The 16,543-nt window shown below is 69.3% G+C and carries 16 protein-coding genes and 1 pseudogene; 7 read left to right on the plus strand and 10 right to left on the minus strand.

Annotation, left to right across the window (positions count from 1 at the left end):
- Nucleotides 1-22: 22 nt before the first annotated feature.
- The 3 genes from sufD to GV790_RS21915 are packed head-to-tail and all read right to left on the minus strand — an operon-like array spanning nt 23 to nt 3,566.
- Complete coding sequence (gene sufD, locus GV790_RS21905; protein ID WP_163815522.1) at nt 23-1,234, minus strand: Fe-S cluster assembly protein SufD; 1,212 nt, start codon at nt 1,232-1,234, stop codon at nt 23-25.
- A complete protein-coding gene (gene sufB, locus GV790_RS21910; protein WP_163815524.1) occupies nt 1,234-2,670 on the minus strand; it encodes a Fe-S cluster assembly protein SufB in 1,437 nt (478 codons plus the stop codon). The genes sufD and sufB overlap by 1 nt, the downstream gene beginning before the upstream one ends.
- Complete coding sequence (locus GV790_RS21915; RefSeq protein WP_175585971.1) at nt 2,667-3,566, minus strand: helix-turn-helix transcriptional regulator; 900 nt, start codon at nt 3,564-3,566, stop codon at nt 2,667-2,669. The genes sufB and GV790_RS21915 overlap by 4 nt, the downstream gene beginning before the upstream one ends.
- Before the next feature lie 336 nt (nt 3,567-3,902).
- Here GV790_RS21915 and mptB point away from each other — a divergent pair, with 336 nt between their 5' ends.
- The 4 genes from mptB (at nt 3,903) to GV790_RS21935 (ending at nt 8,450) form a co-directional block, all read left to right on the plus strand.
- Nucleotides 3,903-5,642: a polyprenol phosphomannose-dependent alpha 1,6 mannosyltransferase MptB gene (gene mptB, locus GV790_RS21920; protein WP_178128209.1), complete on the plus strand. Its 1,740-nt coding sequence runs from the start codon at nt 3,903-3,905 to the stop codon at nt 5,640-5,642.
- On the plus strand, nt 5,639-6,571 hold the full coding sequence (locus GV790_RS21925; RefSeq protein ID WP_163815531.1) for an ABC transporter ATP-binding protein: 933 nt from the start codon (nt 5,639-5,641) through the stop codon (nt 6,569-6,571). Before mptB ends, GV790_RS21925 begins: the two co-directional genes overlap by 4 nt.
- Nucleotides 6,568-7,359 carry an ABC transporter permease gene (locus tag GV790_RS21930; RefSeq protein ID WP_163815533.1) on the plus strand — a complete coding sequence of 264 codons (792 nt, stop codon included), beginning with the start codon at nt 6,568-6,570 and terminating at the stop codon, nt 7,357-7,359. The genes GV790_RS21925 and GV790_RS21930 overlap by 4 nt, the downstream gene beginning before the upstream one ends.
- Before the next feature lie 116 nt (nt 7,360-7,475).
- Nucleotides 7,476-8,450, plus strand: coding sequence for a COX15/CtaA family protein (locus GV790_RS21935; protein ID WP_163815535.1), 975 nt, complete (start codon nt 7,476-7,478; stop codon nt 8,448-8,450).
- A 109-nt stretch (nt 8,451-8,559) separates the two neighbouring features.
- Here GV790_RS21935 and GV790_RS21940 read toward each other — a convergent pair whose 3' ends face one another.
- The 4 genes from GV790_RS21940 to GV790_RS21955 form a co-directional block, all read right to left on the minus strand.
- Nucleotides 8,560-8,976, minus strand: coding sequence for an organic hydroperoxide resistance protein (locus GV790_RS21940; RefSeq protein ID WP_163815537.1), 417 nt, complete (start codon nt 8,974-8,976; stop codon nt 8,560-8,562).
- On the minus strand, nt 8,973-9,443 hold the full coding sequence (locus tag GV790_RS21945; RefSeq protein WP_163815540.1) for a MarR family winged helix-turn-helix transcriptional regulator: 471 nt from the start codon (nt 9,441-9,443) through the stop codon (nt 8,973-8,975). The genes GV790_RS21940 and GV790_RS21945 overlap by 4 nt, the downstream gene beginning before the upstream one ends.
- Nucleotides 9,444-9,576: 133 nt before the next feature.
- Nucleotides 9,577-10,812 (minus strand): PucR family transcriptional regulator, encoded by a 1,236-nt coding sequence (locus GV790_RS21950; protein ID WP_163815542.1) that lies wholly within the window; start codon nt 10,810-10,812, stop codon nt 9,577-9,579.
- Nucleotides 10,813-10,959: 147 nt separating this feature from the next.
- Nucleotides 10,960-11,310, minus strand: a complete 351-nt coding sequence (locus GV790_RS21955; RefSeq protein ID WP_163815544.1) for a hypothetical protein — start codon at nt 11,308-11,310, stop codon at nt 10,960-10,962.
- A gap of 82 nt (nt 11,311-11,392) precedes the next feature.
- Here GV790_RS21955 and GV790_RS21960 point away from each other — a divergent pair, with 82 nt between their 5' ends.
- A complete protein-coding gene (locus GV790_RS21960) occupies nt 11,393-12,358 on the plus strand; it encodes a quinone oxidoreductase family protein (protein ID WP_163815546.1) in 966 nt (321 codons plus the stop codon).
- A 16-nt stretch (nt 12,359-12,374) separates the two neighbouring features.
- On the opposite strand, the gene GV790_RS21965 is transcribed toward GV790_RS21960, so the two are convergent.
- Nucleotides 12,375-12,974 carry a TetR/AcrR family transcriptional regulator gene (locus GV790_RS21965; RefSeq protein ID WP_309139025.1) on the minus strand — a complete coding sequence of 200 codons (600 nt, stop codon included), beginning with the start codon at nt 12,972-12,974 and terminating at the stop codon, nt 12,375-12,377.
- A gap of 102 nt (nt 12,975-13,076) precedes the next feature.
- On the opposite strand from GV790_RS21965, the gene GV790_RS21970 reads away from it, so the two are divergent.
- Both GV790_RS21970 and GV790_RS21975 read left to right on the plus strand, forming a co-directional pair.
- Nucleotides 13,077-14,555, plus strand: coding sequence for an FAD-dependent monooxygenase (locus GV790_RS21970; RefSeq protein WP_163815551.1), 1,479 nt, complete (start codon nt 13,077-13,079; stop codon nt 14,553-14,555).
- A 211-nt stretch (nt 14,556-14,766) separates the two neighbouring features.
- Nucleotides 14,767-15,279, plus strand: coding sequence for an NAD-binding protein (locus tag GV790_RS21975; RefSeq protein ID WP_163815553.1), 513 nt, complete (start codon nt 14,767-14,769; stop codon nt 15,277-15,279).
- Between the two features lie 99 nt (nt 15,280-15,378).
- Here the strand turns inward: GV790_RS21975 and GV790_RS21980 are convergent, their stop codons facing one another.
- Complete coding sequence (locus GV790_RS21980) at nt 15,379-16,302, minus strand: heme o synthase (RefSeq protein ID WP_375139412.1); 924 nt, start codon at nt 16,300-16,302, stop codon at nt 15,379-15,381.
- Between the two features lie 141 nt (nt 16,303-16,443).
- Nucleotides 16,444-16,543: pseudogene (locus GV790_RS31905) on the minus strand (hypothetical protein); the annotation flags it as partial.

Genomic DNA, 16,543 nt, shown 5'->3' on the forward strand with positions numbered 1-16,543 from the left:
TACGAAAGTTCGGGGGCTGGTATCAGGCGCCGATCGCGGCGAGTTCGGCCTCGATGGCCGCCTCGAGCCGCTCCCGGACCTCGGGGACCGCGATCTTCTGGATGATCTCGTGGAAGAAGCCGCGCACCACCAGACGGCGGGCGACATCCTCGGGGATGCCGCGAGCGCGCAGGTAGAACAGCTGCTCGTCGTCGAAACGGCCGGTGGCGCTGGCGTGGCCGGCGCCGGCGATCTCGCCGGTCTCGATCTCCAGGTTGGGCACCGAGTCGGCGCGGGCGCCGTCGGTGAGCACCAGGTTGCGGTTGACTTCGAAGGTGTCGGTGCCTTCGGCGGCCGCGCGGATCAGCACATCGCCGACCCAGACCGTCCTGGCATCGCCCTTGGGCGAATCCGGGTCGCCCTGCAGCGCGCCCTTGTACAGCACGTTCGATTTGCAGTTGGGCTGCGAGTGATCCACCAGCAGCCGCTGTTCGAAGTGCTGGCCGGCGTCGGCGAAGTAGAGGCCGAGCAGTTCGGCGTCACCGCCGGGTCCGTCGTATTTCACGGTGCCGGTGAGCCGGACGAGATCGCCGCCGAGGGTGACCGCGATGTGCCGCAGCGTCGCGTCGCGACCCAGCTCGGCGTGGTGCGCGGTCGCGTTGACGGCGTCGTCGGCCCAGTCCTGCACCGCGACGACGGTCAGCTTGGCGCTGTCGGCGAGCACGAATTCCACGTTCTCGGCATAGGTTCCGCTGCCGCGCTGGTCGATGACCACCGTGGCGACGGCGAAGGGATCCAGCCGGATCTGCAGATGCCCGTAGGCGGTCTTGCCCTCCCCCGGGCCGGTCACGGTGACGACGACGGGTTCGGCGACCTCGGTCTCCGCGCCGACCGACACCACGGTCGCCTCGTCGAACCCCGAGTAGGCCTGCGCCGCGACCCGATCGGCGGGCACACCGGCCTGCCCGAGGCGCGCATCGTCGCGTCCGACGGTTTCCACGCGCACGCCCTCGACCGAGCCGACCTCGATCGTGGCGGCGCCGTCACGCACCGCGGTGCCGTCGTGCAGTCCGCGCAGCCGGCGCAGCGGCGTGAATCGCCACTCCTCGTCGCGGCCCGAGGGGATCTCGAAGGCGTTGACGTCGTAGGAGGTGAAGACCTCGCCCTTGTTGACCGCGGCCGTAGCTCCCGGGTTCTGAATCGGCACGGTCTTGGGGTTCTCGCCCTCGACCGCACCCACCACACCAGTTGCCATCAGCCGACGGCTCCTTCCATCTGCAGCTCGATGAGCCGGTTCAGTTCCAACGCGTATTCCATCGGCAGTTCCTTGGCGATGGGCTCGACGAACCCACGCACCACCATGGCCATCGCCTCGTCCTCGGCCAGACCGCGGCTCATCAGGTAGAACAGCTGATCCTCGGAGACCTTGGAGACCGTGGCCTCGTGGCCCATGGTCACGTCGTCCTCGCGGATGTCGACGTAGGGGTAGGTGTCGGAACGGCTGATCGTGTCGACCAGCAGCGCATCGCACTTCACCGTCGACTTGGAGCCGTGCGCGCCCTTGTTGACCTGGACCAGGCCGCGGTAGGAGGCCCGGCCGCCACCGCGCGCCACCGACTTCGACACGATGGTCGAGGAGGTGTGCGGCGCCAGGTGCAGCATCTTCGCGCCGGTGTCCTGGTGCTGGCCCTCGCCGGCGAAGGCGACCGAGAGCACCTCACCCTTGGCGTGCTCGCCGGTCATCCAGACCGCCGGGTACTTCATGGTGACCTTGGAGCCGATATTGCCGTCGATCCATTCCATGGTCGCGCCCGCCTCGGCCTTGGCCCGCTTGGTGACCAGGTTGTAGACGTTGTTGGACCAGTTCTGGATGGTGGTGTAGCGGCAGCGGCCGCCCTTCTTCACGATGATCTCCACGACCGCCGAGTGCAGCGAGTCGGACTTGTAGATCGGCGCGGTGCAGCCCTCGACGTAGTGCACGTAGGCGCCCTCGTCGACGATGATCAGGGTCCGCTCGAACTGGCCCATGTTCTCGGTGTTGATCCGGAAGTAGGCCTGCAGCGGAATGTCGACGTGCACGCCCGGCGGCACGTAGATGAACGAGCCACCCGACCACACCGCGGTGTTCAGCGCGGAGAACTTGTTGTCACCGGCGGGGATCACCGAGCCGAAGTACTGCTCGAAGATCTCCGGGTGCTCGCGCAGGCCGGTGTCGGTGTCGAGGAAGATGACGCCCTGCTTCTCCAGATCCTCACGGATGGAGTGGTAGACGACCTCGGACTCGTACTGCGCGGCGACACCGGCGACCAGGCGCTGCTTCTCCGCTTCCGGGATGCCGAGCTTGTCGTAGGTGTTCTTGATGTCCTCGGGCAGGTCTTCCCAGGTCTCGGCCTGCTTCTCCGAGGAGCGCACGAAGTACTTGATGTTGTCGAAGTCGATGCCGTCGAGGTTGGAACCCCAGTTCGGCATGGGCTTGCGATCGAAGATGCGCAGCGCCTTGAGCCGCTGCTCGAGCATCCAGGGCTGCTCGTTCTTCTTGGCCGAGATGTCGCGGACGACAGCCTCGGACAGGCCTCGTTGCGCGCTGGCACCGGCCACATCCGAATCGGCCCAGCCGTAACCGTATTTGCCCAGCGAAGCGATGGTCTCTTCCTGGGTGAGCGGTTGCACCTGGTCGGTGGTCGTCGTCATTCGGCACTCCTTCCGGAGTCGATCGTTGCTTCCGTTGCGGGCTGTGCAACGGCTGATGGAGAGGCTGTATTCGGTTCGGTGGCCGGTTCGTGGTCCGCCTGGCCGGGGGTGAGCACCAGCAGCGGCACGTGCGTCGTGCAGGCGCAATCGCCGTTGGCGATGGTGGCCAACCGCTGCACGTGCGTACCGAGCAGTTCCCGGAACGCCTCGAGCTCGGCCTGGCACAGCTGCGGGAACTCCTCGGCCACGTGCGAGACCGGGCAGTGATGCTGGCAGATCTGCACGCCCGTGCCCACCTTGCGGGTGGTCGCGGCGAAGCCCGCGTCGGTGAACGCCTCGGCGATCTCCTCGGCCTTGGCCTCGGTATCGGCCTGAGTGTGCTCGCGCACCGGATCGATCCCCGACACGATAGTCCTGGCCCGTTTGCGGGCGAACTCGGTGATGGCCTTCTCGCCGCCGATCTCGCCGAGCTGGCGGATCGCGGCGCCGGCCAGATCGTCGTAGGCGTGGCCGAGACGGCCGCGCCCGGCGGCGGTGAGCTGGTACTGCTTGGCGGGACGGCCGCGGCCCTTCTGCTGCCACGGCGCCGACCGGCTCGCACGGGCCTGACCCGAGTCGATGAGCGCGTCGAGGTGGCGGCGCACGCCGGCGGGAGTGAGCCCGAGCCTGGCGCTGATCGCGGTCGCGGTGATCGGGCCCTCTTCCAGCAGCAGCTGGACGATGGCCGCGCGGGTATGACCTTCACCGGACGTCGCGGGCGCAGCACTCGATGCGGTACCGGCCCGGTGACCAGCCCTTTCATCGGCGTTCGGCAAACCCACGGTTTTCACAACATCAGTGTGGCGGAATTCGTTCCCGAAATCTAATAAGGGTCCCCTGACCTCGGACGTCGGCATTCGGCCAGGACCGCCGGCCACAGCCGCCTCACCTCCGGTTTCGCGGCGAACCCGCAGGTCATGCCGCACTGGCCGACGCCGAAAGGTGAAGCAAATCACTCCCCCGTGTTCCGGGGAACGGCACATCATCACCACCCGGCAACGCTGGTCCGGCCGGTGCCACTTGCCTCTGGGCGGCCAACGAGCACGTGGCTCGGTCCCCGCGCAGATCGCCGGGACCTACCGCGGCCACCGAGGTCGCCCACCGGACAACGCCGGATGCTGGTGGTTTGCCACCGCGGCCCGGCCACTACCGGCGTCCCGGAGCACCCCGCCACCGTGGCGTTCACTTCGCCCATGCGCCCAGGCTGTCGCCGGGAGACAACCACGCTCGCCCCATTACGCTTGCCTCTCGTGGCGGTACTGGAAGGCGCGCGGCGCAAGACATCGACGCTGGTGCGCCGGGCACTGGGGCTGGACGCACCGGCGGCGGATCACACCATCGCGGTGCTGCACCGTGACGAATCCGAGGTGCCCGGTCTCGACCGCAAGGAAACGGTGCAGCTGAACCGGATCCGGCTGCTCGGCGCCACCGGCACCGTCCTCATGGCCATCAGCGCGCTCGGCATCGGCGCCCAGCCGGTGCACCAGAATCCCACCTCCGGAGTTCGGGTGCTCGGGATCTTCGCCCGCGCGCATACCGGCTCGCTGGCCATGTGCATGGTCGGCACCGTCGTCGTGGTACTGGCCTGGCTGCTGCTCGGCCGCTTCGCCGTCGGCGGCATCGGCGGCGCGCCCATCCACCGGCTCACCCGCTCGCAGATGGATCGCACCCTGCTGCTGTGGATCATCCCGCTCAGCGTCGCGCCTCCCCTGTTCAGCAACGACGTCTACTCCTATCTCGCGCAGAGCGAGATCGCCGCCCGCGGTATCGATCCCTATAAGGAAGGACCGGTCGCCGGCCTCGGCATCGATAACGTCCTCACCAACAATGTGCCGACGATCTGGCGCGACACCCCCGCCCCGTACGGTCCGCTGTTCCTGTGGATGGGCCGCGGTATCGCCACCGTCACCGGCGACAACATCATCGCCGGAGTCTGGGTGCATCGCCTGCTCGCGCTGGCCGGTGTCGCGTTGATCGTATGGGCGCTGCCGCGGCTGTCGGTGCGCTGCGGTGTGGCGCCGGTGAGCGCGCTGTGGCTGGGCGCCGCGAACCCGCTGGTGCTGTTCCATCTGGTCGGCGGTGTGCACAACGATGCGCTGATGCTCGGGTTGATGCTGGCCGGCGTCGAACTGACCCTGCGCGCCATCGAGGACACCCATCCGTTCGACCGGCGGGCCTATGCCCTGCTCATCGCCGGCGCCGTGGTCATTTCGCTGTCGTCGTCGGTGAAGATCACCTCCCTGATAGCGCTCGGGTTCGTCGGGATGGCGCTGGCCAGACGGTGGGGCGGCGGGTTCAGGCAGCTGGTCACCGCCGCCGCGCTTCTCGGCGTGATAGCCCTGGCGACCACACTGTTCGTCAGCCTCGCCAGCGGGCTCGGATTCGGCTGGACGCAGACCTTGAGCGTGGCCAACGCGGTGCGCAGCTGGATGTCGCTGCCCACCGCGCTCGGCATCATCACCGGGTTCGGCGGAGTGCTGCTCGGGCTCGGCGACCACACCACCGCCCTGCTGAGCATCACCCGCCCGATCGCCGCGGTGGCCGCCGGATTCGTCACCGTGCGCATGCTGGTGGCGACCGGCACCGGCCGGCTGCATCCGGTCGGCGCGCTCGGGGTCTCGATGGGTGCGATCGTGCTGCTGTTCCCGGTGGTGCAGCCGTGGTATCTGCTGTGGGCGATCGTGCCGCTGGCCGCGTGGGCCACCCGGCCCATCTTCCGCGTGCCTGCGGTAGCGCTGTCGGCGGTGGTCAGCGTGCTGCAGATGCCGCGCGGGGCGGATATGGAGGTTTTCCAGATCGTCGGCGCGGCCATCGCCACCACCATCGTGTGCGTGCTGTTCATCGTGGTGACGCGCAACGCGCTGCCGTGGCGGGCCCAGACAGGGGTGTCTGCCCGGTCACAGCCGGCCACGGCTTACGGTGTGAGATCGTGACCGAAGCCTCCGGACCCGCCGTGCGCGTCGACGGCGTCGTCAAGCGCTACGGCGAGACCACGGCGGTCGACGGGGTCGGATTCGACGTCGAACGCGCCCAGGTACTCGCGCTCCTCGGGCCCAACGGCGCGGGCAAGACCACCACTGTCGAGATGTGCGAGGGTTTCGTCACCCCCGACGCAGGCACCGTCCGTGTGCTCGGCCTCGATCCGATCGCCGACTCCGACCGGCTGCGCCCGCGCATCGGCGTGATGTTGCAGGGCGGCGGCGCCTATCCCGGCGCCAAGGCCGGGGAAATGCTCGACCTGGTCGCCTCCTACTCCGCCGACCCGCTCGACCCCGAGTGGTTGCTGCGCACCCTCGGCCTCGACGACAACCGCCGCACCCCCTACCGCCGGTTGTCCGGCGGTCAGCAGCAGCGGCTGTCGCTGGCCTGCGCGCTGGTGGGCCGCCCGGAGATCGTGTTCCTCGACGAACCCACCGCGGGCCTGGACGCCCAGGCCCGGATCATGGTGTGGGAGTTGATCGATGCGCTGCGCCGCGACGGCGTCACCATCGTGCTCACCACGCACATGATGGACGAGGCCGAAGAGCTGGCCGATCAACTGGTGATCATCGACCACGGCCGCATCGTCGCCGCGGGCACGCCCGCCGAGGTGACCGCACACGGCGCGGCCGGCCAGCTGCGCTTCACCGCGCCACCGAAGCTCGATCTGGAACTGCTGAAAACCGCCCTGCCGGAAGGCTTCTCGCCGCGCGAGACGAGCCCCGGCTGCTACCTGGTGGAGGGTGAGATCGATCCGCAGGTACTGGCAACGGTGACGGCGTGGTGCGCCCGGGTGAATGTGCTGGCCACCGATATCCGCATCGATCAACGCCGCCTCGAGGACGTCTTCCTGGAACTCACCGGACGGGATCTGCGCGGATGACCAAACCCGATCTCAGCACCAACCGCTTCCCCGCGGGCACCTTCACGCCCGCGCCGCGCCCGAACAAGCGCGCCACCATGCTGGCCGCGCAGACCCGGCTCGAGCTGATCCTGTTGCTGCGCAACGGTGAGCAACTGCTGCTCACCATGCTGATTCCGATCACCCTGCTGATCGGGCTCACTCTGCTGCCGTTCGGCGATCTCGGCACCGATCGGGTCGATCAGATCGTGCCCGCGGTGATGATGGTCGCGGTGATGTCGACGGCGTTCACCGGGCAGGCGATCGCGGTCGGTTTCGACCGCCGCTACGGCGCCCTCAAACGGATCGGGGCGACCGCGCTGCCGAAATGGGGCATCGTCGCCGGTAAGAGCGCCGCGGTGCTGATCGTGGTGGTGTTGCAGGCGGTGCTGCTCGGCCTGATCGGCGCCGCCCTCGGCTGGCGGCCGGAACCGGCGGGGCTGCTGCTCGGCGCGGTGGTGATCGCGCTCGGCACGGCTACCTTCGCCACGATGGGTCTGCTGCTGGGCGGCACGCTCAAGGCAGAAGTGGTGCTGGCGCTGGCGAATGTGCTGTGGTTCGTCATGCTCGGCGTGGCCACCGTGGTGTTCGCCTCCGACGACCTGCCGACCGCGGTGAGCGTGCTGGCGCGGTTGATTCCCTCGGGTGCGATGGCGGTGGCGTTGGAGGACGCGCTGCGCGACAGCATCGACTGGTTCGGCGTCGCCGTACTCGTGGCATGGGGTCTGATCTGCGGTTTCCTGGCCACCCGGTTCTTCCGCTTCCACTGAGAGGGTCGGCGTCGGCACCGGCTGCGGCGAACCGCTCGGGTTCCCGGCCACGATCAAACGACGGCTTGTAGTAGTCCGCCTGCGGGCCGCCTCAGCGGTGCCGCTACCATCGTGACGTGCTGTATCGCGCGTTCCTGCGTCTCGTCGACCGCCTGCCGCTGCTGTCCCAGCGCGGCCAGCTGCTGATCGCCGCCGGGGTGATCGCCTCGCAGGCAGGCATCTCGGTGACCGGCGCGATCGTGCGCGTCACCGCCTCCGGCCTCGGCTGCCCCACCTGGCCGCAATGTTTCCCCGGCAGCTTCACTCCGGTGGGTGTGTCCGAGGTGCCGGTCCTGCACCAGACCGTCGAGTTCGGCAACCGGCTGCTCACCTTCGTGGTGACGCTGTTCGCCGCGCTCATCGTGCTCGCGGTGACCAGAGCACGACGCAGGCGCGAAGTGCTGATCTACGCATGGCTGATGCCCGGCGGCACGGTCGTTCAGGCCATCATCGGCGGTATCACGGTGCGCACCGGTCTGCTCTGGTGGACCGTCGCGGTGCATCTGCTGGCGTCGATGGTGATGGTGTGGCTCGCGGTGGTCATGTACGCCAAGATCAGCGAGCCGGACGAGGGCGTGGAGACCGTCCGCGCACCCGCTCCCCTGCGCTGGCTGACGGTGCTGAGTGGCGTCGCCCTCGCGGGCACCCTCATCGCGGGCACCCTCGTCACCGCCGCGGGCCCGCATGCGGGCGATAAGAGCATCGACCGCCCGGTCGAACGGCTCGAGGTCGAGATCGTGACGCTGGTGCATCTGCATTCGCAGCTGCTGGTCGGCTATCTCGCCCTGCTCATCGGCCTGGCCTTCGGGCTGCTGGCGATCGGGGCACCGAAACCGGTGCGGACCCGGATGTGGGTGCTGCTCGGCCTGGTGCTCGCGCAGGGGCTCATCGGTGTGGTGCAGTACTTCACCGATGTGCCCGCCGCGCTCGTCGTGCTGCATGTGGGCGGTGCGGCGGCCTGCACCGCCGCCACCGCCGCACTGTGGGCGTCGCTGCGGACCAGGGAACGCGTCGATGCTCCGGCCGCCGATCCGGCGGTCTCGGCCGCCTGATCGCACCCCGCCTCGCGTTCCCTGACGGGCTGGTGCGTCCGACTCGCCCTGACGGCCCTCGCCGAGCCCGGAGGCGCAGCGGCGTTCGGCCGCCGACACCGCCGCTCGATCAGGCCAGCGTGAGCTGGACGTCGATATTGCCGCGAGTGGCGTTGGAGTACGGGCACACCTGATGGGCGGCCGCGATGAGTGCCTCACCCTGCGCGCGCTCGATGCCCGGCAGATCGACGGTCAACGCCACCGTGAGTCCGTAGCCCGCGCCGTCCGGGCCGATGCCGACCGCGCCGGTGACCGAGGTGCCGTCGAGGGCGACCTTCTCCCGGCGCGCCACCACCTGCAACGCACTGTGGAAGCAGGCCGCGAATCCGGCCGCGAACAACTGCTCGGGATTGGTGCCCGTGCCGCCCGCGCCACCGAGTTCCTTCGGGATGCTCAGATCGAGGTCAAGCGCGGCGTCGGTGGAGCGGACGTGTCCGCCGCGGCCTGCGCCGGTCGCGGTGGCTTCGGCGGTGTACAGGGTCGTCATGCGTTCTCCTCGGGGTTGTCCAGCACCAGTTGCTGGTTGTCGATGAATGCGGTGACCGCGCGCAATTGCGCCCGGAATCCGGCGAGTTCGGAGGCATCCAGGCCGGTCGCACAGCCGATCCGGCGGGGCACGGCCTTGGCGCGTTCGCGCAGCGCCCGGCCCTCGGGCGTGGCCTCGACCAGCACCGAGCGCTCATCGCCCGCGGCGCGCCTGCGACGCACCATCCCGGTGGATTCGAGCCGTTTGAGCAGCGGCGAGAGCGTGCCGGAATCCAGTTCCAGCGCCGCGCCGAGTTCCTTGACGCTCACCTCACCGCGCTCCCACAGCACCAGCATCACCAGGTACTGCGGATAGGTCAGGCCGAGCGCATCCAACAGCGGCCGATACAGACGGATCATCGCCCGCGACGCGGAGTACAGCGCGAAGCACACCTGGTTGTCGAGTGCGAGCTCATCGATATCGGTCATCGGTCACCACCTCCACCACTGAACGGTAGTGGGCAATTAAGTTGCGCACAACCAAATTGCCTGTGATGCGCGACTCGTGCGCCGCTCAACCGACAAAGCTTCGGCCCCCTGGGTTCCCAGGGGGCCGGAAGGATCAGGCGGAATCAGCCGTCGCGCCGCGATAACTGCGCGCCACCAGGGCCGAGGTGAGATACCACAGCCCCGACGGCTGGGTCGGGTCGAAGCCGGTCAGCATGCGCACCCGCTTGAGGCGATAGTCGAGGGTGTTGGTGTGCATATGCATCAACCGCGCGGTGCGCTGCCGGTTGAAGTTGTTGGCGATGTGCTGGCGCAGCGTCTCCAGCAGTTCCGGGTGCTCGTCGAGCGGATCCAGGATGCCGCTGAGGTATTCGCGCGCCGGACCGGGCCGGGTGATCTGGTATTCGAGCGCCAGATCGTTGAAGCGGTGCAGCCCGCCGAGCCCGGAGATCCGCTGCACCGTGTCGAGCAGCTCATGGGCTTGGTCGGACGCGGCCGGAATCTCGGCGGGCACGGCCGCGACCACGGTCGCGGTGATCGGCACTCGCGCGGCGGCCGAGAGCTGGGCGATCAGCTCGTCCAGCGTCTCGTCGTCGACGTCGATCGAGGGCAGCAGCAGCGTGCCACCGTCGACGCTCAGCAGCGACAACGCCCGATCACCGCAGCGGGTGGCCAGTTCGGCCTGGATGCGCCGCAACTTGCGGCGAGCGACGATCTTGCCGTCGACCGCGGGCGCGGCCTCATCCGGGTGCGGCGGAATCGCCAGCGCCAGAACCGCGTAGGAGGCGGCGATCTCGATCCCGCACTCCCTGGCCATGGTCGAGGTGCTGTGCCCGCCGAGCAGCGCCGAGGTGAGCGTGTGCACCGCGGTGTGGTGTTCGCTGACCACAGACCGGTATTCGCGCACATACGCCATCGAGACCGTGGTCGTGATGGTGTCCAGGATTTCCAGCAGCCGCCGCGCCGTGGTCACCAGATCGGCGTAGTCGGCCGGCGAGGCATTGCTCAGCAGGGCGTCGAGGCCGAGTTTGAAGCCCTCGTGGATGGCGTGATTGATGGTGTCGATCGGTACGCCCTCGCGGGCCCATTCGGCGGCGGCCTCGCCCACCTGGTCGATCTGCTCGGGCAGGTTGTGGCCATCGAGCAGATTCAGCGCCAGTTCCAGGCAGACCCGGGTCACCGCGGTGACGTCGCCCTGGAGCGCATCACCCGGCAAGGTCCCGCAGGGCGCCACGTGCTCGATGAAGTGCCCGACCATCCGGCGCGAGAGCGTCGACACATCGCGCAGCTGGCTGGTGATCGGGCGGCCGGCAACGGTGAGGCGCGGGCGAGTCGAGTCGACGACCGTCATATCGATTCCTTCTGGCCCGAGGTTGATCGCGGAGTGATCACGGTAACGCGAATAGTTACCGGCCAGTAGGGGTTGGCGGCCGAGTTGTGACATCAGCCAATGCCGCGGCAGTGCGCCTGTGACGGCGCACAAACCGAAGCCGGTGAGCTATCGCTCGTTGCGCGCCTTGGGGAACCGGGTCTGCTTGGCCACCCAACCGGCCATCTTGGCCCAGTGGCCGGTGCGCGGGGTGACGATCGAGGTCAGCTCGCGGTCCCATTCGTCGGCTTCGCTGAGCCCGTCCACCCGCTCGACCAGCGCCTTCGCGGTGTCGAGATCGGCGACCACCTGGTCACCGAGGATGCCGTCGGAACCGACCAGGGTGACCCGCACACCCATCCGGCCGATCGGCTGCAAGACGGCGGTAGCGGAGCCGCCGTGCTCGGCGACGAACTTCTTCACCGAGTCCACGACGGAACTCGGGACCTGCGCGGTCACGGTGGCGACATCTGCACTCATGCCCGCAGTTTACCGGCGGGTAAGAAAAGCTCCACCCCGGCGGTGGGCCGGATCGGGGTGCCCTCGGTGTAGAACTGAGTCCATGCGCGCCATCCAGGTTTCCGAGCACGGTGGTCCCGAGGTTCTCACCTACACCGAGGTGCCGGACCCGCAGATCGGGCCCGGTCAACTGCTGGTCGACACCGACGCGATCGGCGTCAACTTCATCGACACCTACATCCGCACCGGCACCTACAAGCAGCCGGTCCCCTACATTCCCGGCGCCGAAGGCACCGGTGTGGTGGCGCAGGTCGGCGCCGAGGTCACCGAGTTCCAGCCGGGAGACCGGGTGTGCTGGGCGGCCGCGCCGGGCAGTTACGCCCCGCTGGTGGCGGTCGACGAGGCCGTCGCGGTCGCGGTGCCCGATGACGTCGACCCGCCCGTCGCGGCCTCGGCGCTGCTGCAGGGCATGACCGCGCACTACCTGATCGAATCGATCTACCGGCCGGAACCCGGCGAGACGGTGCTCGTGCACGCCGGCGCCGGCGGTGTCGGCCTGCTGCTCACCCAGATGGCGGCCGCGCGCGGCGTGCGCGTGATCAGCACGGTGTCCTCCGACGAGAAGGAGACCCTCTCGCGCGCGGCGGGCGCGGCCGAAGTGCTGCGCTACGGCGATGATCTGGCCGAGCGGGTACGCGCCCTGACCGACGGCACCGGTGTGGCCGCGGTCTACGACGGCGTCGGGGCCGCGACCTTCGAGGCGAGCCTGGCGTCGTTGCGGATTCGCGGGATGCTGGCACTGTTCGGGGCCGCGAGCGGCCCGGTGCCGCCGTTCGATCTGCAGCGCCTCAATGCGGCGGGTTCGCTGTTCGTCACCCGGCCGACGCTGGCGCACTACACCCGCGACCGGGCCGAATTGCTGTGGCGGGCCGGTGATGTGCTCGAAGCGATCGCGGAGGGCGCCTTGGCGATTCGCGTCGGCGCGACCTATCCCCTGGCCGAGGCCGCGCAGGCGCATCGCGATCTGGAGGGCCGCAAGACCACCGGGTCCATCGTGCTGCTGCCCTGAGCAGGCGCGGCGCGGTTCAGTAGTCGCGGCCGGTGAGCCCGCGGTAGATGAACCGGGTCAAGCCCTCGATCGCCTCGTCGTCCGACAGCTGCACCGAGCCGTCCTCCACCCCGCCGAGAACGCCCTGGGCGAGGTAGAACACCATCGCCAGGCTGGCATCCACCCCGCTGGGCAGCTGTAATCCCTTCGCCGCCAGCCCATCCAGGTGGTCGGCGATATCGGCGCGCTGCTCGACGCCGAATCGGGCGAGCGTGCGCGCGAAATCCTCGTTGACGATCGCCGCCTGCCCCATGGCCCGCAGCACCACCGCGTGTTCTCTGGCGAACTTCCAGTACGCGGCGATATGGAAGCGCACTGCCTCCGGGTCGCTGAAATCCGGGTTGTGCTCGGGTTGTTCGGCCTGCGCGTCGCCGACTTCGGCCAGATCGGCCAGGAGCGCTTGCAGCAGCTCCTCTTTGCTCGCGAAGTGGTTGTAGAACGAGCCGGCGGCCCGGCCTGCGGCGGTGGTGATGTCGGTGATCTTGGTGTTGAGGTAGCCGCGTTCGGCGAATACCCGGCGCGCGGCGTCCTTGAGCGCCTGTTCGGTCTCCACCGATCGCTCTCTGCGGCTGGCCACCACATCACCTCCTTGACAAGGCAACCTACCAACTCCAATACTGAATCCATATTCAATGAATCGCAATTCAGTTATGCGGTGCCCGCTGGTCCAGGAGTTCTCATGCAGCATCCCGTCCTCATCGCGGGCGCAGGCCCGACCGGTCTGACGCTCGCCATCGACCTCGCCCGCCGTGGCATCCCGGTCCGGCTGATCGATCGCGCCGAACAGTTCTTCGCGGGCTCACGCGGCGACGGCATCCAACCCCGCACCCTCGAGGTCTTCGACGACCTCGGCGTCCTCGATGCCATCCACGCGGCCGGGGCGCCCGCGCCGGTCATGCGGGCCTACCTGGGCGGACAGTTCGCCGGCGAACACCGGATGAGCGAGCCCGCCGAACCGACGCCGGCGGTCCCCTACCCCAATGTCTGGATGCTGGGACAGTCCGGGACCGAAGCGATTCTGCGCGAGCGGCTGGCCGGATTCGGCGTCCACGTCGAGCTGGGCAGCGCCCTGGAATCCTTCGAGCAGGATGGCGAGGGCGTCAGCGCGGTCGTGGCGCGCGGTGCGACGCGCGAGCTCGTGCGGGCCGCCTACCTGGTCGGCGCCGACGGCGGCGCCAGCACCGTCCGCAAGCAACTCGGCATCGCGTTCGAGGGCAGCACCGACGAGTCGGTGCGCATGCTGCTCGGCGATGTGCGCGCCGACGCGCTCGACCACGGCTACGGCCACTGGTTCGCCGCCGCGGACAACCCGATGGCGGGAATCGCGCTGTCCCCGTTGCCCGGTGGACGCCACTTCCAATGCGCGGCGCCGCTCGACGGTGACGCCGAGCCCACCCTCGCCACCCTGCAGGAGTACCTGGACCGCTACTCCGGCCGCGACGACCTCACACTCACCGATCTCACCTGGGTCACCGTCTGGCGCCCCAACATCCGCCTGGCGCAACGATTCCGGGTCGGGCGCGTCCTGCTGGCCGGTGACGCCGCCCACGTCCATCCACCCACCGGCGGGCAGGGCATGAACACCGGCATCCAGGACGCCTACAACCTCGGCTGGAAACTGGCCGCGGCACTCGCCGGTGACGAGGCACCGCTGGGCACCTACGAGCCCGAGCGGCGCTCGGTCGCTGCGCGGGTGCTCGGTATCAGCACCGAACTGCTCGACAAGCTGATCGACGGCGACGAAGACGCCATGCACCGCGGCGAGCAGACCCGTCAGCTCGACCTCACCTACCGCGATCCGGCCGATACCGCCGCCGTCGCGGTCGGCGATCGCGCACCGGACGCTCCCCTGAAGGACGCGGCGGGGAACTCCGTGCGCCTGTTCGATCTGTTCCGCGGCCCCCACGCGACGCTGCTGTGCTTCGGCGCGACCGGCGAGCTCCCCACCGAGCCGGGCACCCGCGCGTACACGATCGTGCGCCCCGGCATCGACGCCGACGGCTCGGCGTTCATCGACGCCGGCGGCCACGCCCACGACGCCTACGATGCCGTCGACGGAGCCCGGATCCTGATCCGCCCGGACGGGTACATCGGCCGTGTGACCGGCGCGGCTGCCGAGCCGGCGACCGGAGCCGGGCGAATGACGTCACCGAGATGAGTCGGCGGCCCCGGTGGGCACCTGCCTCATCCGGCACATGCCCTCAGCGAGCGCACGCCCCGGCCAGGGCCAGACGCTCCCCCGCCGGGGTACTCCCACCCGTGACTGTTCGACCCGGTGGCGCCGTTCCCCCGACGCCGACCACCGAATTCTCCCGACCGCGCCGGCACAGCCACCGAGTCGGGTACGTAATCCAGCACAGGAGGCAGACATGCAGGTATTGATCACCGGCGCGGGCCCGATCGGGCTTCCCGTCGCTCTCGGTCTGGTGCGGCGCGGAATCGCCGTGCGTGTCGTCGACCGGGCCGGGCGCCTGTTCGCCGACGCGGCCGCGGATTCCTCGCTCGCGAGTGCCCTGCGGCTGCGTGGCCTCGACCGGCAGGCACGACGCGGCGCGGGCGACGCCCTGCTCGAACGCCTCGCCGACTTGGGCCTGGCCGTCGAGCTCGGCACGGCGCTGGTGTCGCTGCGCTCGGAACCGGTCGGTGTCACGGCGGTGCTGGCCCGGGCGGGCGGAATCGAAGTCCGGCGTTTCGGCTACGTCATCGCCGCCGACGACAGCCGCGAGCTGGTCCGCCGGACGGGGACGTGCGGGACGGCCGACCGGGAGTCGATGTCGGTCAGGGCCTTCGTCGCACGCGATCTCGGTATAGGCGACGCCGAGGGCGACGCACTGCCCGGCGCCCCGGCCGAACTCGTCACCGCCTCGGCCAGACGACGCTGACGCTACAGGCCCCACCTCAGGGCACCCGGCGTACCTACTCGAACACCGCCCCACGGTGGTCGAGCGATCCCGGCTGCCCGCCGCAGCGGCCCCGCCGGCTCAGCCGAACAGCACCTCACCGATGGTGGTCCAGCCGAGCACCGAGTCGATGGCGAGGCCACAGAACACCACCGCCAGGTAGTTGTTGGACTGCAGGAACAGCCGCAGTGGTTTCACCGATTCGCCACGGCGCACACCCGCGTAGAGCTGGTGGGCCATCAGCAGGAACCAGGCGCCCGCGACCAGGGCGACGGCCGCGTAGATCACGCCGGTGGCCGGGACGAGTACCAGCGTGGTCAGCACCGTCAGCCAGGTGTAGATGACGATCTGCTTGGTGACCGTCTGCTCGGTGGCCACCACCGGAAGCATCGGCACCCCGGCCGCGCGGTAATCCTCCTTGTAGCGCATGGCCAGCGCCCAGGTGTGCGGCGGCGTCCAGAAGAAGATGACGCCGAACAGCGCGATCGCGGGCCAGCCGATGGTTCCGGTGACCGCCGACCAGCCGACGAGGGCAGGCATGCAACCGGCGGCGCCGCCCCACACCACGTTCTGCGAGGTGCGGCGCTTGAGTCCGAGGGTGTAGACGAAGACGTAGAACAGGATCGTGGCGACCACCAGCACACCGCTGAGCAGGTTGGCCTGCCACCACAGCCAGGCGAACGAGCCGATGCCGAGCACCACGCCGAAGACGAACGCGTGCGAGGTGGGCACCGCGTCGCGGGCCAGCGGCCGCTTGGCCGTCCGCTTCATCACCTTGTCGATATCGGCGTCGGCGACGCAGTTGAGGGTGTTCGCGCTCGCCGCGCCCATCCAGCCGCCGAACAGGGTGGCGAGGATGAGGCGGATGTCGACGTGGCCGCGGTCGGCCAGCAGCATGGTCGGGATGGTGGCGACCAGCAGCAGTTCGATGACGCGCGGTTTGGTCAGCGCGATATAGGCCAGCGGCCGACGCACAAGCTTCGACAACGGGCCGTCACCGCTGATCCGACTCGCGAGCGCCGGTGCGGAATCGTGCGCGCCGCCGACCCCCGGCTGTTGACCGATCCGCACTTCTTCTCCTCGCACGCTGTGCATCGCATCCGGCTGTGGAACGAGCAGCGCGCAGCTGCGGCGCGGCCACTACTACAGACGATGGTAGACCACGTAGGCCAGCGGCGCGAGGCTCATCGCGGTACCGGGGTGACCGTTGCCCGCGTTCTGGACCGCGTCCGCGGCCAGCACCCGG

The organism is Nocardia cyriacigeorgica (assembly GCF_010858045.1).
In the GTDB taxonomy this organism is placed as follows: Bacteria; Actinomycetota; Actinomycetes; order Mycobacteriales; family Mycobacteriaceae; genus Nocardia; species Nocardia cyriacigeorgica_E.

Coding starts and splice junctions, on each gene's coding strand:
- GV790_RS21970 (WP_163815551.1), top strand. CDS start 13,077: ATGCAGCATCCCGTCCTCATCGCGGGCGCAGGCCCGACCGGTCTGACG.
- GV790_RS21945 (WP_163815540.1), bottom strand. CDS start 9,443: ATGACCGATATCGATGAGCTCGCACTCGACAACCAGGTGTGCTTCGCG.
- GV790_RS21955 (WP_163815544.1), bottom strand. CDS start 11,310: ATGAGTGCAGATGTCGCCACCGTGACCGCGCAGGTCCCGAGTTCCGTC.
- GV790_RS21940 (WP_163815537.1), bottom strand. CDS start 8,976: ATGACGACCCTGTACACCGCCGAAGCCACCGCGACCGGCGCAGGCCGC.
- GV790_RS21975 (WP_163815553.1), top strand. CDS start 14,767: ATGCAGGTATTGATCACCGGCGCGGGCCCGATCGGGCTTCCCGTCGCT.
- GV790_RS21915 (WP_175585971.1), bottom strand. CDS start 3,566: ATGCCGACGTCCGAGGTCAGGGGACCCTTATTAGATTTCGGGAACGAA.
- GV790_RS21960 (WP_163815546.1), top strand. CDS start 11,393: ATGCGCGCCATCCAGGTTTCCGAGCACGGTGGTCCCGAGGTTCTCACC.
- GV790_RS21950 (WP_163815542.1), bottom strand. CDS start 10,812: ATGACGGTCGTCGACTCGACTCGCCCGCGCCTCACCGTTGCCGGCCGC.
- sufB (WP_163815524.1), bottom strand. CDS start 2,670: ATGACGACGACCACCGACCAGGTGCAACCGCTCACCCAGGAAGAGACC.
- mptB (WP_178128209.1), top strand. CDS start 3,903: ATGCGCCCAGGCTGTCGCCGGGAGACAACCACGCTCGCCCCATTACGC.
- GV790_RS21930 (WP_163815533.1), top strand. CDS start 6,568: ATGACCAAACCCGATCTCAGCACCAACCGCTTCCCCGCGGGCACCTTC.
- sufD (WP_163815522.1), bottom strand. CDS start 1,234: ATGGCAACTGGTGTGGTGGGTGCGGTCGAGGGCGAGAACCCCAAGACC.